The following is an 18,015-nucleotide window of genomic DNA, read 5'->3' on the forward strand; positions in this document are numbered from 1 at the left end:
TCTAACTTAAAAAATAATCCTCAGTTTCTGAAAATACAATATTAATCTACCTTTCAAATAGTAGAAACAATCACTTAGGGATTAAAGACATATATATTTTATGAATTTTTATCATCCCTATTTTTTTGTTCAATATAAAATCCCCATTCGTTTTATATTACGGTCACCTTTTCCTTAAGGTAATTATTATGCGTTAAGGCAACATAATGATATAGCCATCTAATTTTTAAATGAGGGAAGTCCCGCTACACATGATACTGTAACGGGATTTATTAAAAGTATTATCCGATGGAACCTTCCATTTCGAAGCTGATCAATCTATTCATCTCTACTGCATATTCCATTGGAAGTTCCTTTGTAAATGGTTCAATAAAGCCCATTACAATCATTTCTGTTGCTTCTACTTCTGTTAAACCGCGACTCATTAGATAGAAAAGCTGTTCCTCAGATACTTTAGAAACTTTTGCTTCGTGCTCTAAAGAAATATTGTCGTTTAGAATTTCATTGTATGGGATCGTATCCGAAGTAGATTCGTTATCCATTATTAGTGTATCGCACTCAATATTGGAACGAGCCCCCTCCGCTTTACGTCCAAAGTGTACTAAACCACGATAAGATACTTTCCCACCTTGTTTAGAAATAGATTTAGAAACAATAGTAGAAGACGTATTTGGAGCCAAGTGATGCATTTTTGCACCAGCGTCTTGTAATTGTCCTTTTCCTGCTAAAGCGATAGAAAGTGTATTTCCTCGTGCACCTTCTCCTTTTAGAAGGATGGATGGATATTTCATCGTCAGCTTGGAACCAATGTTTCCATCAATCCATTCCATTGTTGCATTCGCATCACAAACAGCACGCTTTGTAACAAGGTTATACACATTGTTCGCCCAGTTTTGAATTGTAGTATAACGGCAGTAGCCGTCTTTCTTAACAATAATTTCTACAACAGCACTATGAAGAGAGTTTGTTGTATAAACTGGTGCTGTACAGCCCTCTACATAGTGTACAGATGCTTCTTCATCAACAACGATAAGCGTACGTTCAAACTGTCCCATATTTTCGGAGTTAATACGGAAATAAGCTTGTAATGGCGTTGTTGCTTTTACGCCTTTTGGTACATAAATAAATGAACCGCCAGACCATACCGCAGAATTTAATGCAGCGAATTTATTATCAGAATAAGGAACAATCGTTCCAAAGTATTCTTTAAATAGTTCTTCGTTTTCTTTCAGTGCAGTGTCTGTATCTTTAAATACAATACCAAGCTCTTGAAGATCTTCTTTTAAGCTGTGGTAAACAACCTCTGATTCATATTGTGCAGATACACCAGCAAGATATTTTTGTTCAGCCTCTGGTATACCCAGCTTATCAAAAGTCTGCTTAATCTCTGCAGGCACTTCCTCCCAGCTTCTTCCTTGCTTTTCAGTGGGCTTGACATAATAAACAATTTCATCAAAGTCTAAACCTGAAAGATCTCCGCCCCATTGCGGCATTGGACGCTTGTAGAAATGCTCTAATGCCTTTAGACGGTAGTCAAGCATCCACTGCGGCTCTTCCTTCATTTTCGAAATTTCCTTAACAATATTTGGCGTTAATCCTTTTTCTGTACGGAAAATAGATACATCTTTATCATGAAATCCATATTTATACTCTTCTATTTCCGGCATATTTTTTGCCATTGTTAATAACCTCCCTTGGACAGAATAAAAGCTTCTGTCTTATTTGTTGTGTACACCCTTTTCTATGGCTTTCCGAGCGAGTGTCGCATATTTAATCCTTGCAGGAAATTGGGAAACTACCTATATCTCCCAGCTTTTCTGAATCGGCTTTTGCGGAATTGCAGAGGAATGTAAATAAACTAAGAGATGTCCATTTACTTCCTGGTGAAAAATTGGAAATTATTCTTTAATGGCTTTTATATCCATTAATAAACTTTCCTTTCAATCACTTGTGTCAATTGTTTACGTACAGACTCAATTGGAAGTTGAGCCACCACTGGAGCTAAGAAACCATGAATTACTAATCGTTCTGCTTCTTCACGTTCTAGCCCTCTGCTCATAAGATAGTACATTTGCAATGGATCCACACGGCCTACAGAAGCAGCGTGACCTGCTGTTACGTCATCTTCATCAATCAGAAGAATTGGATTGGCATCTCCACGGGATTTTTCACTTAACATCAATACACGGGACTCTTGCTCAGAATTTGCTTTTGTTGCACCATGTTCAATTTTACCAATAGCATTAAAAATGGTTGAGGCAGAACCCTTCATGACGCCACGTTGCAGGATATATCCATCTGTTGCTTTACCAAACTGGCGAATGCTGGACGTAAAGTTTTGTGTCTGCTTACCTCGGCCAACAGATACTGCTTTTGCGTCCGAAGTAGCATTTCTCCCCATCAGGTAGGTAATGTTTTCTGAAACCGTATTTCCGTCATTCATTTGTCCAAGCGCCCAATCAATTCTTGCATCATGCTTGGCAACACCACGGCGATTCACATAAGTAGTTGTACCTGCTGCAAAGTTATCTACTGCACCATAAGCAACTTGTGCATTATCATGAGCAAATACTTCTGTTACAAGATTAGCAACAGTTTCTTCCGTATCATTATGAGAAATATAGTTTTCTACATAAGTGACCGAGCTGCCTTCTTCTGCTACAACAAGCACATGATTTAATAGTGCACTGTCGGTATCTTCCTGCCAGAAGACTGCTTGAAGCGGTTCTTTAATCTGTACGTTTCTAGGTACATAAACAAATATGCCGCCATTCATCAGTGCTCCATGCAGTGCTGTTAAACGGTTCTGATCAACAGCAACAGCATCATTCATATAATATTTTTCTACAAGATCACTGTGCTCGTTCATTGCTGTAAAAATATCTGTGAAAATAACACCTTTATCCTGAAGCTCCTGTGATAGACTGTTATATGCAGCTGTTTGATTACGCTGAATATACAGATTCTCCATACTGGCATCATCATCAAAATATGCTCTTAACTCTTCAGGCAGTTCATCAATAGAAGTAATTTTTACTGCTTCTTTATTGGAATGCTGGAAATCTGTAAAATTCCAGTTTGTAATTTTTGTTTTATCTGGTTTCGGCATGTCTAATGAATCAGCCATTTCCAAAGCTTTTGAACGAAGCATAGCCATCCAGCCGGGTTCATTGCGATCTTTGGAAAATGCTTGAATATATTCTTGATTGAATGGAAGCTTTGTTTCTACAGACATGATTACCCCTCCTTACATTATGCGTTTTGTTCTGCAGTTTCTTCGTCTTCAATTCCTAATTCTTCTTTAATCCACTCATAGCCTTCTGCTTCAAGGCGTTTTGCAAGCTCAGGTCCGTCTGATTTTACAACACGGCCCTGCATCATTACGTGAACAAAGTCAGGTGTAATGTAGTTTAATAGACGTTGGTAGTGAGTAATAATTAAGCATCCAAAGTTATCAGAACGCATTTTGTTGATTCCTTTTGATACTACTTTCAGTGCGTCGATATCAAGTCCTGAATCAATTTCATCAAGGATAGCGATATCTGGCTTTAATTGTAATAATTGTAAGATTTCATTACGTTTTTTCTCACCGCCAGAGAAACCCTCATTCAGATAACGTGTTGCCATATTTTTATCAATATCAAGGTATTCTAAATCCCAATCTAATTTTTTGATGAAATTCATCAAAGGGATTTCATCGCCTTCTTCACGTTTTGCATTAATTGCAGAACGTAAGAAGTCAGAAGTAGTTACACCGCTGATTTCACTTGGGTACTGCATTGCTAAAAACAGTCCGACACGAGCACGCTCATCTACTTCCATTTCTAGTACATCTTCCCCATCAAGTTTGATCGTTCCCTCTGTTACCTCATAATTGGGATGTCCCATGATTGCAGAAGCCAATGTAGATTTACCTGTACCATTTGGTCCCATGATGGCATGGAACTCCCCACTTTTAACCGTTAGATTCACTCCTTTTAGTATCTCTTTGTCTTCAATGGATACATGAAGATTCTTAATTTCTAATACTGTACTTGACATAAATCATACCTCCAAAACTTTATTTTAAATAAATTGAATAAGATAGCTATTCCAATTTCAATCTAAAGATTGAGTGATCAGGTGACGCTCCATGAAGAAGCCTTGGCTCGCTCCCGCCAAAAAACGGCGTAATCTCCATTGAGCTTGAGTAACTCATCATGGCTACCTATCTCCGTCACAGTTCCTTCGCGCAGAAATACGATCTGGTCGGCATCTTGAATCGTGGATAACCGATGGGCGACCATAAGCACCGTTTTGTCAGTGGTCACTTCAGCTAATCCTTCCAGAAATGCTGCTTCATTCTCTGGATCAATTGCGCTCGTCGCCTCATCCAGCAAAATAACTGGTGCATTCTTCAAAATTGCACGTGCTATCGAAATCCGCTGTCGTTCACCTCCAGACAAGCTGTGTCCACCTTCTCCAACGTTGGTATCCCAGCCTTCGGGAAGCCTGCGGATAATCTCCTCAACCTGCGCGATTCGAGATGCCCGTAGCACCTGTTCGTCTGTTGTTTGTTCGTTGCCGATGCGGATATTTTCCCATATGGTATCATCGAACAAATAAACGTCTTGAAACACGAGAGATATATGCTGCATCAGATCTTCTGTAGCAAGCTCTCGGATATCACTATCGGCGAAAACGATACGCCCGGAATCAACGTCGTAAAAGCGTGCAATCAACTTAATCAGAGTGCTCTTGCCAGAGCCAGAAGGACCTACAATCGCAACCGTGGTCTTAGACGGAACCGAAAACGATACATTCTGAATAACAGGAGAATGGCTATCATAGCCGAAACTGACCCCCTCTAACCGCACTTCGTGTTGCGAACTAGGGCATGCTGGTTTATCAGGAACGGGCAAAGGCTTCGCATTTAAAATATCAGCTATCTTGCGCAGTGAGGACCGTGCCATTCGAATGCCGCCTCCTAAATCTGCCACTGTTGAAACAGAAGAGGTAAACTGTGCTACTACGGCAATAAGTGCGATCGCGGTCGCAGGCGAGATCTGAGCACCGAGAGCCAGTGGCACAATCGCTATCACGACAAGTAACAACACAAGTTGCACCGCGATACGGAAGATGATTGAGCCTGGAATTGTTGACTTCAAATGTCGGTTACTTGCATGACGTTGTTGTAGCAACACTTTCTGTAATGACTGGTTAGCATCACCGGCGTATCCGTAAGCACGGAGCATAGGCTGGGCTTGGACATACTCAATTATGCGGGCGTTTGCAGCAGCTGCCGCTCGATCCATACCACCATCTCCTTTACGATAGAACAGCCGACCAAGTCGGTTCATCCCCCAAAGGAACGGAATAGCTACTAAGAAGGCGATTCCGATTCTCCAGTCGATAATTAGCATACCTAACGTGAGCACGGATGGCGTGATAATCCCGTTAAGCATTGGTGTCATCAAAAATCCGAATACGAGCACCACATTATCTGTACCGCTACTGATTGTTCGAGTGACGGTTCCTGTTCGTTGCTGACTGAACCAGCCGAGTGGAAGAGTCGCTATATGGTCCCCAATCCGATGATACAGTCGAGACGAGATACCTAGTGACAGGTGCACACCGATCACAGAGCTAAAATAATTGCAGATGATGGCTATCCCTGCGGAGAAAACAAGACAGACAATCCACATCCACAAATCAGGAGATCCTGGATCAAATATTGCATTCAAAATCGGTAGAAGGAGAAGAAACGACACTCCCTGCGCGATACAAAACAGAATGACGAGAGCAACGAAGCGTCGGAACAGTCCACGCTGGTCTTCGCCGACAATTTGGAATAACTGTTTAATCATTGCTTTCCCCTACCTTCCTTTGTTCGTTCATAAGCTTTCCACAATCGACTGTACAAACCGTCCGACGAGATGAGTTCTTCATGTGTGCCACGCTGCACAATGTTTCCATCGTCAACTACGAGAATCTGATCAGCACCTACAATAGTATGCAGACGATGGGCGATAACTAGCACCGTTCTCCCTTTGATTAGCGATGTCAAGGCATGCTGGATCTCCGCTTCAGACTCAGGATCAATCATTGAGGTCGCTTCGTCCATCACTATAATTGGTGCATCCGCCAGCAATGCTCGTGCTATCGAAATTCTCTGCGCCTCTCCTCCAGATAATCGAGCGTCCACACCGACGATAGAGTCGTAGCCTCGGGGCAGCCGCTTGATTCGATCATGAATGCGTGCCGCCCGCGCCACTCTTACGACGTCTTCCCCGCTAGCATCAGGGTTGCCAAGACGAATGTTGTCACGAATCGTCTCTTGCAGTAGACGAACATCCTGAAATACAAATCCCACTTTCCGATACAACTCGGATGTATCCATCTCCCGGATAGGTAAACCACCAATCGCAATCGAGCCGCTTTGAGGATCATAAAAGCGGGGCAACAGCTTCGCAATCGTCGACTTCCCCGAACCTGAGGGACCAACCAAAGCAGTTATAGTGCCAGGAAGCATGACAAAACTGACATGATCCACTGCACGGTGTCCCTCTTTGTAACTAAATACAACGTTCTTATATTCCACATCGAGTTGACCGGCGTCAGGGGTTTGAGGATTCATTGGCTCCTCAATCTCTGACAAGCCACGCGTATTCTCTAGCCGTTGGGCGGCTTCCATCGCCTCCATCAATGAAGACATCCCATTACCGAGACGAAGAACCGGATTACCCATGGTGAGTGCAAGTAGTAAAAACGGCAAAATTGTCAATGGCTCCATCCGACCAGTGGCAATAAAACCTGCTCCGACCATCAGGATAAGCAGTAAGAAGGTAATCGGTTGAAGCAAGACACTGATTGTTGCCTGCAACTTTGACAACGGCAATAGCCAATCAACCGTTCGAGAGATGTACTCATCTACGGTATTGCTATAGCGTCGGTGAGCCTTTCCAGTCTGACCAAAAGCCCGTATGACTTGAATCCCTTCGAGCACCTCGATCACCCTGCCGGATAGCCTTCCTGAAATTTCTCCGATACCCCTTGTCACATCGGAAGAACGCGAGGTGACAACACCAAAGATAATAAAATACGTAAGTGGAGGTGCCAACGCAATAATCGCGAGACGCCAATCAACCGTGAACAAATAAATAAAACTCAAGAGTGGAACGGCAAGTCCTGAGACAAGGTCGAGAACGGAATGAGCGATCACATAATGAATTGCATGTGTATCGTCCTGTAGCATTTTCTTTACCTGACCGGCATTGTTCACGGAGAACCACCCTAATGGTAATCGACCGAGTTTAGCCACCAATTCCCGTCGCAATCTCCACTGGTGTGTGCCGTCGGTCAAGTGCGTCACTGTAAGGGCCACGATCGATAGAGTAGCATGTAACACTAGACAAGCCACTGCCGATAGAACCAGTGTCCAAACCAGTCCTGCATTTGGTGCGGGAGACAGCAACTCGTTACCGACCTGCACAATCAGCACATAAGGTAGCACTGCAAATACCGCTGAAAGCAGTTCAATCAACGTAGCTCCTAGTAGCGGCTTTGTAACTGGAGAGAGCGCTTTTCCTAGAGGAGCTACTTTGGAAAATAAAGCAATTCGCGTCGATGCATTCGATAGCTTCATTTTATTTTCCTCCCGCTAAAGTGCCTTAACAATTGTTTCCTCTTTATTTTTTGAGTCATTAGCTTCATTTTGAGCTCCTTTCTCTCCACAAATATACTATTCATATTGATGGAGTGTTTTTCAGTTAAAATTATACTTGTTCAATGACCAAGAGTCAATTAAAATATGGTCGCTGACCAATAAAGCAACTCTAATTAGTGATTAATTTATAAGCAATAAGTTTCCAGATGATCGACTATAGACATACATATTTATAGAATGACTCTAGTACAAATTTGAAGTAGAAAAAATCTTATTTGTAAATGAATTTTTATTTTAAAATTTTCTTGACTCCTGTGTCACTGCACAACAATCCATTTTATGATATAATGACCTCAGATTATTGGCTATTTACGTCAATTTTGGATAGAAAATATCATAGTTCCTAGAGAGGATGACAACTTATGGGTTCTACTCGTACCACTCAATCCGACGTCATTCAGGCTGCACTCCATATTTTGAACGAATCTGGGATTGAAGCGGTCACACTGCGCGCTGTAGCCAAACGGCTTGGTGTTTATTTAAACACAGTGTCCTGGCAGGTCAAGACGAAATCCCGCCTGATTGAATTGATGGCCGATACGATTTTTTCCGAGCTGTCCCTTGATGAGTTGCCTGAGCAACCAGAAGAACGTACCAAGGAAATTTTACGACGTCTTCGATCCGTTCTTTTGACACACCGCGATGGAGCTAAGCTGGTGACTGGTACAACCGTGTACGAAACAAACACGTTGCGGATTGGAGATGCAATCATATCGGCACTGCTCCAACTTCACCTTCCCCATAAGGAAGCTGTTCGCATATTTTGGACGTTGGCTTACTTCACATTTGGACTCGTACAAGAAGAACAGGGAGACTCAGTCGCTTATTCCGACTCGAAGTTACAGAAAACACTTGCTACAGACGAGTATCCAGCGTTTTCTCGAGTACTAACTTCCATGTACGAAGATAGCTTCGATGATCGTTTCGAATACGGCATTCATTGTGTACTTACTGGTGCTTTCCAATTAGTAGATAACAATGAACCAGGTATACGGAAGGGGAAATAAACAGTGAGTGGTACCCGTCGTAACATATTGTTGACAGACGGGCATTATCACAAAACAGTTGTAGCTGAATCTTAATGAGCAAAAATTTAAAAACACCAGATACTGGATGCTAGTATATATTGAGCGAATACAAAAGACGGATGAACATCCCATTTATCGTGTGAAAAGTAGCATACAAAAATTGCAAAACTTTGTGTGAAATAGCTACAATTATGTAGATACATATTGACACAGGTAGGAAAGAAGCTTCTCGACATCCATGAACTATGCTTTATCACATTTTTTCTTCTAATATTGATAAAGCTTAGAATTGATGTAACAAATATATAGGAGATACTTTTTTTAAATAAAAAATCCAACTTAATATTAAGTTGGAGAGATAAAACCTTATTATTAAATTTAATATAATCAATATTTTTAAGAGACTGCAATTACTTCGCCAAATCAAAAATTGATTTGCTTTAACCATCTTGCAGAGCAATTTCTTCAATTATACTCTGCTTCAAAGGTAGTATTTATCTACAGGATGCAACTGCTTATCAAGCATATATACTAGCGGATCGCCAGTTGGTATATCCAGATCAATGATCTCCCCAGGAGTCAGATTATCCAAAAATTTAAGCAATGCCCGCAGACTATTACCATGTGCAACAATAAGTACATTATTACCTTTTTTTATCTGTGTTTTAATTTCTCGATTCCAGTAATATTTAACACGTATTGCTGTTTCCTTGAGGCTTTCTGTTAAGGGAATAAATTCGTCATCAATATCACGATATTTAGCATCATAGATTGGATACCGTTTATCGTCTTTAGTCAAAGCAGGTGGCAATTCGTTATAACTTCTACGCCATAATTTAACTTGTTCTTCTCCATAACGCTGGGCGACAGTAGTTTTACTCAATCCTTGAAGCGCACCATAATGGCGTTCGTTAAGCTGCCAAGCTTTATATACAGGGATCCATAGCAAGTCCATTTCTTCAAGCACATAATCTAGTGTTTTAATGGCACGTTTTAAATATGAAGTGTAAGCGACATCAAAAGCAAATTGTGCCTCCTTAAGTAATCTACCTGCATTTTGTGCTTCTTCAATCCCTTTATCCGACAAGTCAATATCTGTCCAACCTGTAAAAAAATTTGCTTTGTTCCATTCACTTTCTCCGTGTCTTATTAAAACTAGTTTATACATGTCTTTCACATCCTTTCTAATGATTTTTTCCATTAATCTTTCAGAAAGGCCTCTTCAATAATTCAAATAACTATCTTTTTTAATATGATAAAGAAATATGGAACATAATAAAAAATGGCTACTTTTGACTTGATGATATCATCCAAAAATATAAAGTTTCACTAAAAAGTAAACCATTATACGATCATATTTTTAACAATCAATTTAAGGTTGTCATAAGCGTTATGATGATTAAAATAAACTGCTGAAAACATCTCCTTGACAAGGGGCTGAGGAACACCTAAACTTTTAATAAAAAGATTGTTTAATAAAATAATTGTTTGATTAAAGGGGTGACGAAGATAAATAATAAAGAAATACTTCATGATCACAGTAAAAATTTGAGCCATATTTTAGAACAAATGCCCGATGTTCAATTTTTTTTGGAGGGAGCTGCTGTATTTCAACAGCTTTGTGATGGTTCCCGCCTTCGAATACTTTGGTTACTCTGTCAATGTGAAGAGTGTGGACATAATATCTCAGCTGCACTTGACATGAGCCCCGCTTCGATTTCTCATCATTTAAAATCTTTAAAACTCCATGGTTTAATTAAAAGTAGACGTGTTGGTAAAGAAGTTTACTATTCTCTTGCTGATAGCGAAAAAGCTCGTCTAGTTCATCAAATGATTGATGATTATTTTGATATGAGTTGTCCCTTGAAAGGCCTTTAGATTAATGATAAAAATGGGAGTATTACCTGCAGAATTTCCATTTAATACTCCCATTACACTATGCTACTATTTCTTTTCGATTTCCTTCCTCTTGATTTTGAGAAAACTGTACTGGCGTGTTGAATTTTTTTATGTTGAGTGCTCGTATTGCGTTTAGAATTGCTAAAACGGATACTCCGACATCAGCAAATACAGCTGCCCACATTGTGGCCATGCCTATAGCTCCCATAATCAATACAACCCCTTTAACACCCAATGCAAAAACAATGTTTTGTTTAGCGATACGGAGTGTCTTTTTGCTTATCTTCATCACTGTAGCAATTTTGGACGGCTCATCGGTCATAATTACAACATCTGCAGCTTCAATGGCTGCATCTGAACCCAATCCCCCCATAGCAATACCGATATCTGCACGTGCAAGAACAGGAGCGTCATTGATGCCATCACCTACAAAGGCTAGACTTCTTTTTTCGTTTTTTTGCTTCATTAACTCTTCCACGTGTTCAACCTTATCTGCAGGCAACAGCTCCGTATATACTTTATCTAGTTTGAGCTTAGTTGCAACCTTTTTCCCTACCGAATCTGCATCCCCAGTTAGCATGACAGTTTGCGTGATCCCTGCGGATTTCAGAGCTGTTATTGCATGTGGAGCGTCCTGTTTAATTTTGTCTTCAACAAGGATATATCCCATGTATTCATTGTTAATAGCAATATGAACTGCAGTTCCAACAAGTTTTCTATCATTGTAGGAAATGTGTTCTCGTTTCATAAGTTTGGCATTACCCGCAAACACAACTTTTCCGTCAATTACTGATTTCACTCCATGACCAGCGACTTCTTCGATATCCTTAATACGGGAAGAATCAATCGTTTTTCCAAATGCCTGTTTGATACTTTGAGCGATGGGGTGGTTAGAATAATCCTCCGCATACGCTGCCAATTCCAATAACTCTTGATTGGACATTTTTTTAGAATATATTTCACTGACAATGAAATTACCTTTTGTTAGTGTACCAGTCTTATCAAATACGACCATTTCTGTGTTGGCCAAAGCCTCAAGATAATTGGATCCCTTCACCAAAACGCCAGATTTGGATGCCCCACCGATTCCGCCAAAAAAGCTGAGTGGTACCGAAATAACTAAGGCACAAGGACAAGAAATGACAAGGAAGATTAGAGCTCTTTCAATCCAGATGTCAAACGGTTGCCCCATGGTAAGCGGCGGAATAATTGCTAGAATGAGTGCAGCAAAAAAAACGAACGGGGTATAGTATCGGGCAAATTTTGTAATGAAATTTTCACTTCTGCTTTTTTTATCAGATGAATTTTCAACCAATTCGAGTATTTTTACTACTGTAGACTGGCCGTATTCCTTGTTTACTTGAATGGTCAATTTACCAGTTTGGTTAATACAACCGCTGATTACTTCTTCCCCTTTTTGCGCATCTCGCGGAGCGGACTCGCCTGTCAGTGCTGAAGTATCTATTGTAGAGAAGCCGCCTGTTATTATTCCATCCAAAGGGATTCGCTCTCCAGGTTTCACTACAATACTCTCATTAATTTGTACCTCTTCCGGGTCAACCTGTATCATTTCTCCATTTCTTAGCACATTAGCATAGTCGGGTCGAATATCCATCAGTTCGGATATTGACCTGCGTGATCTTGAAACCGCATAGGATTGAAATAACTCACCTACCTGGAAAAACAACATAACAGCAATACCCTCGGCATATTCTCCAAGACAGAAAGCTCCAATCGTAGCTATTGACATTAGGAAGTTTTCGTCAAAGACCTGTCCTCGAATGATATTTCTTGCTGCTTTCCAGAGTATGTCTCCTCCAACGATGAGATAGGGAATAAAAAATACTAGAAATTCGGAAAGACCATCTAAATTAGAGATAAATGCTGCTACAAAACCTGCAGATGCAATAAGGATACGTAGCAATCTTCTCTTTTCTTTTTTGGACATGTTTGTATCCTCCTTATATTTAAGTCAGCAACCGTTATAACTGTAAAACTGCTACTGACTCAAACATTGTATTTCGTTTTGTATTGAATGGACGTGAAAATTTAACAACTTAAGTTTCTATCGACACCCCCGAATCAATTTTCTTTATAATCTTCTTGGCTTGTTTAAATACTGCATCGAATTTATCATCTGGCGCCTCAAGAATCATTCTTTGACCCATGAAATTGACCTTTACATCGGTAACGTCATCTAGCTTGCTAATACCATGTTCAATTTTCGCCGCACAATTGCCACAGTCCACATCTAGTAGTTTATAAGTTTTCTTCATAAAGTAATTGCTCCTTTTTATTATTTTTTATACAATCAAACTATAAAACAATCAAGCAATCATTTGATTGTATCTAAATTCTAGTATAATGACTTTATCTTTCATTCTCTACATATTTGGAAAGGAAAGACCGATAGGGCTAGAATTATGGCTGATTGGAACAAATTTATAAGAACTGTAGAAATGTTTATTTAATGGATAGGTATAAAAATTAAAGCAGTTTTCATTTTGTAATCAACAACGTACATCGTATTGAAAAAAATTAATATTTAAGGAGGTATAAATATCATGAACAGTTCTTTTTTCTCACATATCAATGCTGATATGAATTTAATACAAAATAATCAACATGTTGTTTATCAATTGAATCCAAGTAAGGGACAAGGAACCGCGTCTGTTCATTCTGTACTCCCTGGAGTTGAGGTAACCATCTTTAATTTTCAGACCAGCGCTTTTGTACCAACAGCTCATCTGAACATGAATATTTTAGAGTTAAATCACTGCCTTGAAGGACGTGCTGAATGTAAAATGAAGGATGGATGTTTGCAATACATAGGGGAAGGTGATTTGTTTATGAATACGATGAGGAATCACAGTAATTGTATTGAATTCCCCTTAGAATACTATAAAGGTATAAACGTTACGATTGATCTGGATAAGTTTACAGGTCAACTATCGGAGCATCTCCCCGACATGGAAATTGATGTACGGGGTCTTGTTAACCGCTTTTTTGAAAACGATGAATGCTTTTTTATACAAGCAAAAGAGAATATTCAACATATCTTTAAAGGTATGTATTCTATACCAGTTGAGGCTAGAGATACCTATTACAGGCTGAAGGTTCTGGAAATTTTAATTTACCTTTATTATTTTGATACAGCTAAAGAGCAGCAGAACAATTTTTTTGTCCGGCAAGAAGTTGACATTATCAAACAGATTAAAAAGATGATGACGGAACAATTTGAACAGAGATTTACGATTGATGAACTAGCAAGACAATATCACATCAGTCCTACTACATTAAAGACTGCTTTTAAAGGAGTATACGGTGTTTCTATTGGGGAGTATATGAAAGCGTATCGTATCAAAAAGCGGCTTCTATGTTACTTAAAACTCAAGAAAGTATTGGGGAAATCGCTTCGGCAGTGGGATATAAAAGTCAAAGTAAATTTGGAGCTGCTTTTAAGGATATATACAAAATAACACCTTTAAAATATCGAAGTAAATATAATTAAATCTAATTTTAGTGTGAGGAAAATGGATTAGAGAGAACTGCAATTTTAGTCTGATACCTGTTTTAAAATGAAGGAGTGGGAGTTATTAGCAGCATCTATAAGAGTGACTTGACTGAAGGGAAATGCTTTAAAATTTTAAATAATGACATTCAAATAACCAGAGGACGGGATCATATCTCTGGTTATTTTTAATGTACTGACTTATCTCTGAGATAAAAAGATTTGACAATTGTTTTGATGGCTTCTACACTAGATGAGGATAATCATATACGAATTCCTCGCTAGGTGAGGCTCCTATGTGGAGAAATGCTGCTGCCCAGAAATGTCGAAAGACTCCAATGGGTCAACAGGAACCATCGACTTAAGGTGGTTTTTAATGTAGCTGGATATATTTCCTACGCCACATAGTGCTAAAGCTCTGCGAAGGAGGTTTATTCATTATAAAATGACTTAGGCTTTATACGCACTTTGTGTGGTGACGCTTGAGTGATCTGCATTATGCAGTCGCAAATGTTAAACATCCTTCTTTGTGGAGAGGGATGTTTTTTCGTTGTTCGGGTAAAAAAACTTGTGAGGATTTCGTTTCTAAGACGAAAGGAGGTGGTGGGGATGACTGACCCCTTTGAGAGTAGGTTATGCACAAAAATTGAAAAGAAAATCCCCTCACCTTGGGGAGAGCATCTTTAAAAGGAGGTTCTCAATATGAATCACAGCATTTATGAACACGAAACAACTGGAACGTTAATGAAACAAGGGTACGTTGCTTTACAAGAAACTTGTACAGTAGAGCAAGCTATTCTTCATTTAAGAGAACAGGTACAAGGAAAAAGGAATATTCATTATGTCTATATGATTGATGAAGATCAACAGTTAACAGGTGTATTATCGGTGCGTGAATTATTAGCCGCAAGCGATACAGAGGAACTTGCGGATATTATGAAAAAGAATCTTATTTATTTCCCAGCAAATTTGGACCAAGAAGAAGCAGCCAAAGTTTTCAGGGATAAAGACCTTGTTTCGATTCCCGTCGTGAATAAATGGAAACAATTGATGGGAATTATTCATGTAGAAGATATTATTGATGTCATTCATCAGGAGGCTGATGAAGATATAGGAAAACTTACAGCATCTGGAAAAGAAATTGATTTCCATACCCGTCCGCTCATAGCAGCTGGAAAAAGGCTTCCATGGCTTATCTTATTATTATTTATTGGATTGATTTCTGGGGGAATCATTGAAAGTTTTGAAGAAACATTAGAAGCAGTAGTCGCCCTAGCTTTTTTCATGCCAATGATTGCAGGAATGACTGGAAATACTGGCACACAATCACTTGCTGTTGTCGTTCGCGGACTTGTATCAGAAAAACTCGATTTTAAAAAAGCTACTAAGCTTTTATGGAGAGAACTATTGGTAGGAATTATCATTGGGCTTACTTGCGCGATTATCATTGCATTTGTCGCTTATATATGGAGAGGAAGCTTGATGCTTGGATTTGTCGTTGGTGTTTCGCTCTTGGCTACGTTGATTATCGGAACGCTCGCCGGAACGATTATTCCGCTGATTCTTTATAAGTGTAAAGCAGATCCTGCCGTTGCTTCAGGACCGCTGATCACAACAATTAATGACATTCTATCCTTGCTTATTTACTTTGGTATTGCCACGATGTTTATCTCAAGGATTATGTGAAATCCCCATTCGTTTTAGAAGTTTTGTCGTAATTTAAACCTAAAAAAAGCATCGGGGCTGGTATCTATGTTTTTCTCGATTTTCATTTTAAGTGTTGCTACCATATCGGTTTATACATGTATCAAAATGATGTGTAAAGAGTTTAGAAACAGTAAAAAAGTAGAATTAACTCTACCTCATTTTGTAAGGCCGGAAGAAATTGCAGCAACAGCTGTATTTTTAGCTTCATATCTGACGGAAATGCATATACCGATCAAACTTGGGATTAAATAGTGATAATGTTATGTTTTAACAGATTTAAAATATAAAGTGTAGTATTGTTAGTATTTGAATAGATATTGCTAGTGGTTCCAAATAAAATCTTTAAAATAATTTCAGACATAAATTTAGCACAATCTAATTAACATCAGATTGTGCTTTTTATTAAAAGTAGTTTCTACCTCTTGAATATTTTTCTGTAGTGGTAAACCAAATAAACGTTGATTTTATTAAAATCATTGCTTAGTAATACAAAGAATCTGCTGATATATTATGAATATAAAAAAACACTTATAACAGTGCCCTTTTATATTCATTAATGTCGCTTATTTAACATTTATCTATTAAAATTTAAAAAAGCAACATACTTTATTATTTAGTGATGATGCTCATGTCCCTCATGTGAATCTTCTGGCTCGTCAACATCCTCTACTTCCTTATAATCTTCTACAATAAATTGTTTTGTTAGCATAACGTTTGAATTGTTGTATCTTGCATGTATTTTTATATTGTATACCCCATCCTTTTCAAAAAGCGTCTCTATCTCATATCTGTTATTTAATGTTTTTTCAAACAGATGGCTCCAGTACCTTCTCAGAATCTTTCTCCCATATTTCTGCAGATATTTCATCTACATCGGTTAATGCTTTCCCACTTTCTGATAGCTCAATTTCCAACTTTGTATTCTCTTCTTTAACAATATTTTGAGGTATTTGTACATTGATTTCTAAAGGTTCTTTCTTATAATATTTCTCTGTGACACCTTCATCTACTGCTTGAAAAGAACAACCTATTAATATTATGGACATTGTAACGCCAAACAATCCTACACTGATTCTTTTTATCATGAAATCTCTCCTCCTTTTTCAGAGGAACCATAGAACCATTTTCTGAGTTTCGGGATTTGCCGGATAACAAACCAGTCAAGTAAAAGATTACCAGAACCGATAGTCCAAATAGCGGAAAAATGATTGCAAAGACGATTAATATTATCAATATGCCACGTAATTTTAAAATACTTATTAATTTTGGTGCACGAAATGTCCTTCTGATTTACGTTCCCACCAGAGAATTAACCCTTCAATGATTAATCCCATGATTCCTAAACATACAAACAGCCCAATAAACTGATTAGCTAACCCATATTCCAATCCTTTATGAACAGTGATTCCCCAAGACATCAATTTACCTAACGGTTCGTAATTATCATACAGATAATCTGCTAAAATCTCCCCACTATACTGATCAATATGCATTATTGCTTCATCTTTTGCTTTTGGAGGGAAGACAGAAATCTATATACGCCATCTTCTGTTTGAGAGTAGATAATCTCTTTGATTCAATGTAGCACTTCTATTGTCTCCGTGGCCCATAGCACATCCGCAATATCTTTTATTTTTACATCTGAACTAGGGGCGCTGCCCATCCAAATACTTGGTGGATAACCGACGCCCGCATTCGTAGTCCATGTTTGAAAGGTTGTACCTCAATTTCCTGTCCACAACAATCCGGTGAAAACAAAAAAATAATTGCCAGTGACAATTAAAATCCTGGTACAACATGAAGACCACGTATAAAGGTTCTTTTTCGTGATTTTAACCGTGGATAAAGTACTCCTGCCATACGCATTTTTCGTGGCCACCAATCATTAATTTTTACTTCGGCGGAACGGTCAGCAGCATCACATGGCCGATAATTGTTTACATCTGAATTAGGGCATTCTTCTTTTACAGTATCTACCACTTTCGAATGGATAAGTTTTTCTCCCTGATCAGCTACAGTATAGTAATTATCATATAAAAATTTTTCAACCTGCGGCTTGAATAAATAAACAGAACCTGTAATGGCATGAATCATTAAAAATGGTGCTATAATGATCCCTACGTACATATGCCAGCGCCAAATAGGTTATCTATTTACGTTTCTAA

Annotated in this window: 13 protein-coding genes, 2 pseudogenes and 1 riboswitch; of the genes and pseudogenes, 5 read left to right on the top strand and 10 right to left on the bottom strand. The window is 38.8% G+C overall.

Annotated features, from left to right (window positions below; translation table 11 throughout):
- Positions 1-281 precede the first annotated feature (281 nt).
- From sufB to IEX29_RS04875, 5 genes are all read right to left on the bottom strand, one after another.
- Positions 282-1,679, bottom strand: a complete 1,398-nt coding sequence (gene sufB / locus IEX29_RS04855) for a Fe-S cluster assembly protein SufB (RefSeq protein ID WP_188733381.1) — start codon at positions 1,677-1,679, stop codon at positions 282-284.
- Between the two features lie 245 nt (positions 1,680-1,924).
- The gene (sufD, locus tag IEX29_RS04860) at positions 1,925-3,235 is read right to left on the bottom strand and encodes a Fe-S cluster assembly protein SufD (RefSeq protein WP_188733382.1); all 1,311 of its coding nucleotides are present in this window, start codon (positions 3,233-3,235) and stop codon (positions 1,925-1,927) included.
- A gap of 17 nt (positions 3,236-3,252) precedes the next feature.
- Complete coding sequence (gene sufC, locus IEX29_RS04865; RefSeq protein WP_188733383.1) at positions 3,253-4,041, bottom strand: Fe-S cluster assembly ATPase SufC; 789 nt, start codon at positions 4,039-4,041, stop codon at positions 3,253-3,255.
- Positions 4,042-4,118: 77 nt separating this feature from the next.
- Complete coding sequence (locus IEX29_RS04870; protein ID WP_188733384.1) at positions 4,119-5,846, bottom strand: ABC transporter ATP-binding protein; 1,728 nt, start codon at positions 5,844-5,846, stop codon at positions 4,119-4,121.
- Positions 5,843-7,624: an ABC transporter ATP-binding protein gene (locus tag IEX29_RS04875; RefSeq protein WP_188733385.1), complete on the bottom strand. Its 1,782-nt coding sequence runs from the start codon at positions 7,622-7,624 to the stop codon at positions 5,843-5,845. Before IEX29_RS04875 ends, IEX29_RS04870 begins: the two co-directional genes overlap by 4 nt.
- 443 nt (positions 7,625-8,067) lie before the next feature.
- On the opposite strand from IEX29_RS04875, the gene IEX29_RS04880 reads away from it, so the two are divergent.
- Positions 8,068-8,712 (top strand): TetR/AcrR family transcriptional regulator C-terminal domain-containing protein, encoded by a 645-nt coding sequence (locus IEX29_RS04880; protein WP_188733386.1) that lies wholly within the window; start codon positions 8,068-8,070, stop codon positions 8,710-8,712.
- A gap of 502 nt (positions 8,713-9,214) precedes the next feature.
- On the opposite strand, the gene gpmA is transcribed toward IEX29_RS04880, so the two are convergent.
- The gene (gene gpmA, locus IEX29_RS04885; protein ID WP_188733387.1) at positions 9,215-9,901 is read right to left on the bottom strand and encodes a 2,3-diphosphoglycerate-dependent phosphoglycerate mutase; all 687 of its coding nucleotides are present in this window, start codon (positions 9,899-9,901) and stop codon (positions 9,215-9,217) included.
- A gap of 332 nt (positions 9,902-10,233) precedes the next feature.
- Between gpmA and IEX29_RS04890 the strand changes: the two genes are divergently transcribed.
- Complete coding sequence (locus tag IEX29_RS04890; RefSeq protein WP_229720099.1) at positions 10,234-10,611, top strand: ArsR/SmtB family transcription factor; 378 nt, start codon at positions 10,234-10,236, stop codon at positions 10,609-10,611.
- Positions 10,612-10,732: 121 nt separating this feature from the next.
- Here the strand turns inward: IEX29_RS04890 and IEX29_RS04895 are convergent.
- Positions 10,733-12,908: pseudogene (locus IEX29_RS04895) on the bottom strand (heavy metal translocating P-type ATPase); the annotation flags it as partial.
- A gap of 948 nt (positions 12,909-13,856) precedes the next feature.
- On the opposite strand from IEX29_RS04895, the pseudogene IEX29_RS27190 reads away from it, so the two are divergent.
- The 3 genes and pseudogenes from IEX29_RS27190 to mgtE form a co-directional block, all read left to right on the top strand.
- A pseudogene (locus IEX29_RS27190) lies at positions 13,857-13,967 on the top strand (helix-turn-helix transcriptional regulator); the annotation flags it as partial.
- Positions 13,968-14,008: 41 nt separating this feature from the next.
- A complete protein-coding gene (locus IEX29_RS27195) occupies positions 14,009-14,143 on the top strand; it encodes a helix-turn-helix domain-containing protein (protein WP_373290643.1) in 135 nt (44 codons plus the stop codon).
- Between the two features lie 270 nt (positions 14,144-14,413).
- Positions 14,414-14,579, top strand: a riboswitch (M-box (ykoK) riboswitch).
- Positions 14,580-14,845: 266 nt separating this feature from the next.
- Positions 14,846-15,829 (top strand): magnesium transporter, encoded by a 984-nt coding sequence (gene mgtE, locus IEX29_RS04910; protein WP_188733390.1) that lies wholly within the window; start codon positions 14,846-14,848, stop codon positions 15,827-15,829.
- An 827-nt stretch (positions 15,830-16,656) separates the two neighbouring features.
- Here the strand turns inward: mgtE and IEX29_RS04915 are convergent.
- The 3 genes from IEX29_RS04915 to IEX29_RS26560 form a co-directional block, all read right to left on the bottom strand.
- Complete coding sequence (locus IEX29_RS04915; protein ID WP_188733391.1) at positions 16,657-16,935, bottom strand: hypothetical protein; 279 nt, start codon at positions 16,933-16,935, stop codon at positions 16,657-16,659.
- A 174-nt stretch (positions 16,936-17,109) separates the two neighbouring features.
- Positions 17,110-17,343, bottom strand: a complete 234-nt coding sequence (locus IEX29_RS26555) for a PepSY domain-containing protein (RefSeq protein ID WP_229720100.1) — start codon at positions 17,341-17,343, stop codon at positions 17,110-17,112.
- 286 nt (positions 17,344-17,629) lie between these two features.
- Positions 17,630-17,977 (bottom strand): PepSY domain-containing protein, encoded by a 348-nt coding sequence (locus IEX29_RS26560; protein ID WP_229720101.1) that lies wholly within the window; start codon positions 17,975-17,977, stop codon positions 17,630-17,632.
- Positions 17,978-18,015 lie beyond the last annotated feature (38 nt).

This window comes from Oceanobacillus neutriphilus (assembly GCF_014645515.1).
GTDB lineage: Bacteria > Bacillota > Bacilli > Bacillales > Amphibacillaceae > Oceanobacillus > Oceanobacillus neutriphilus.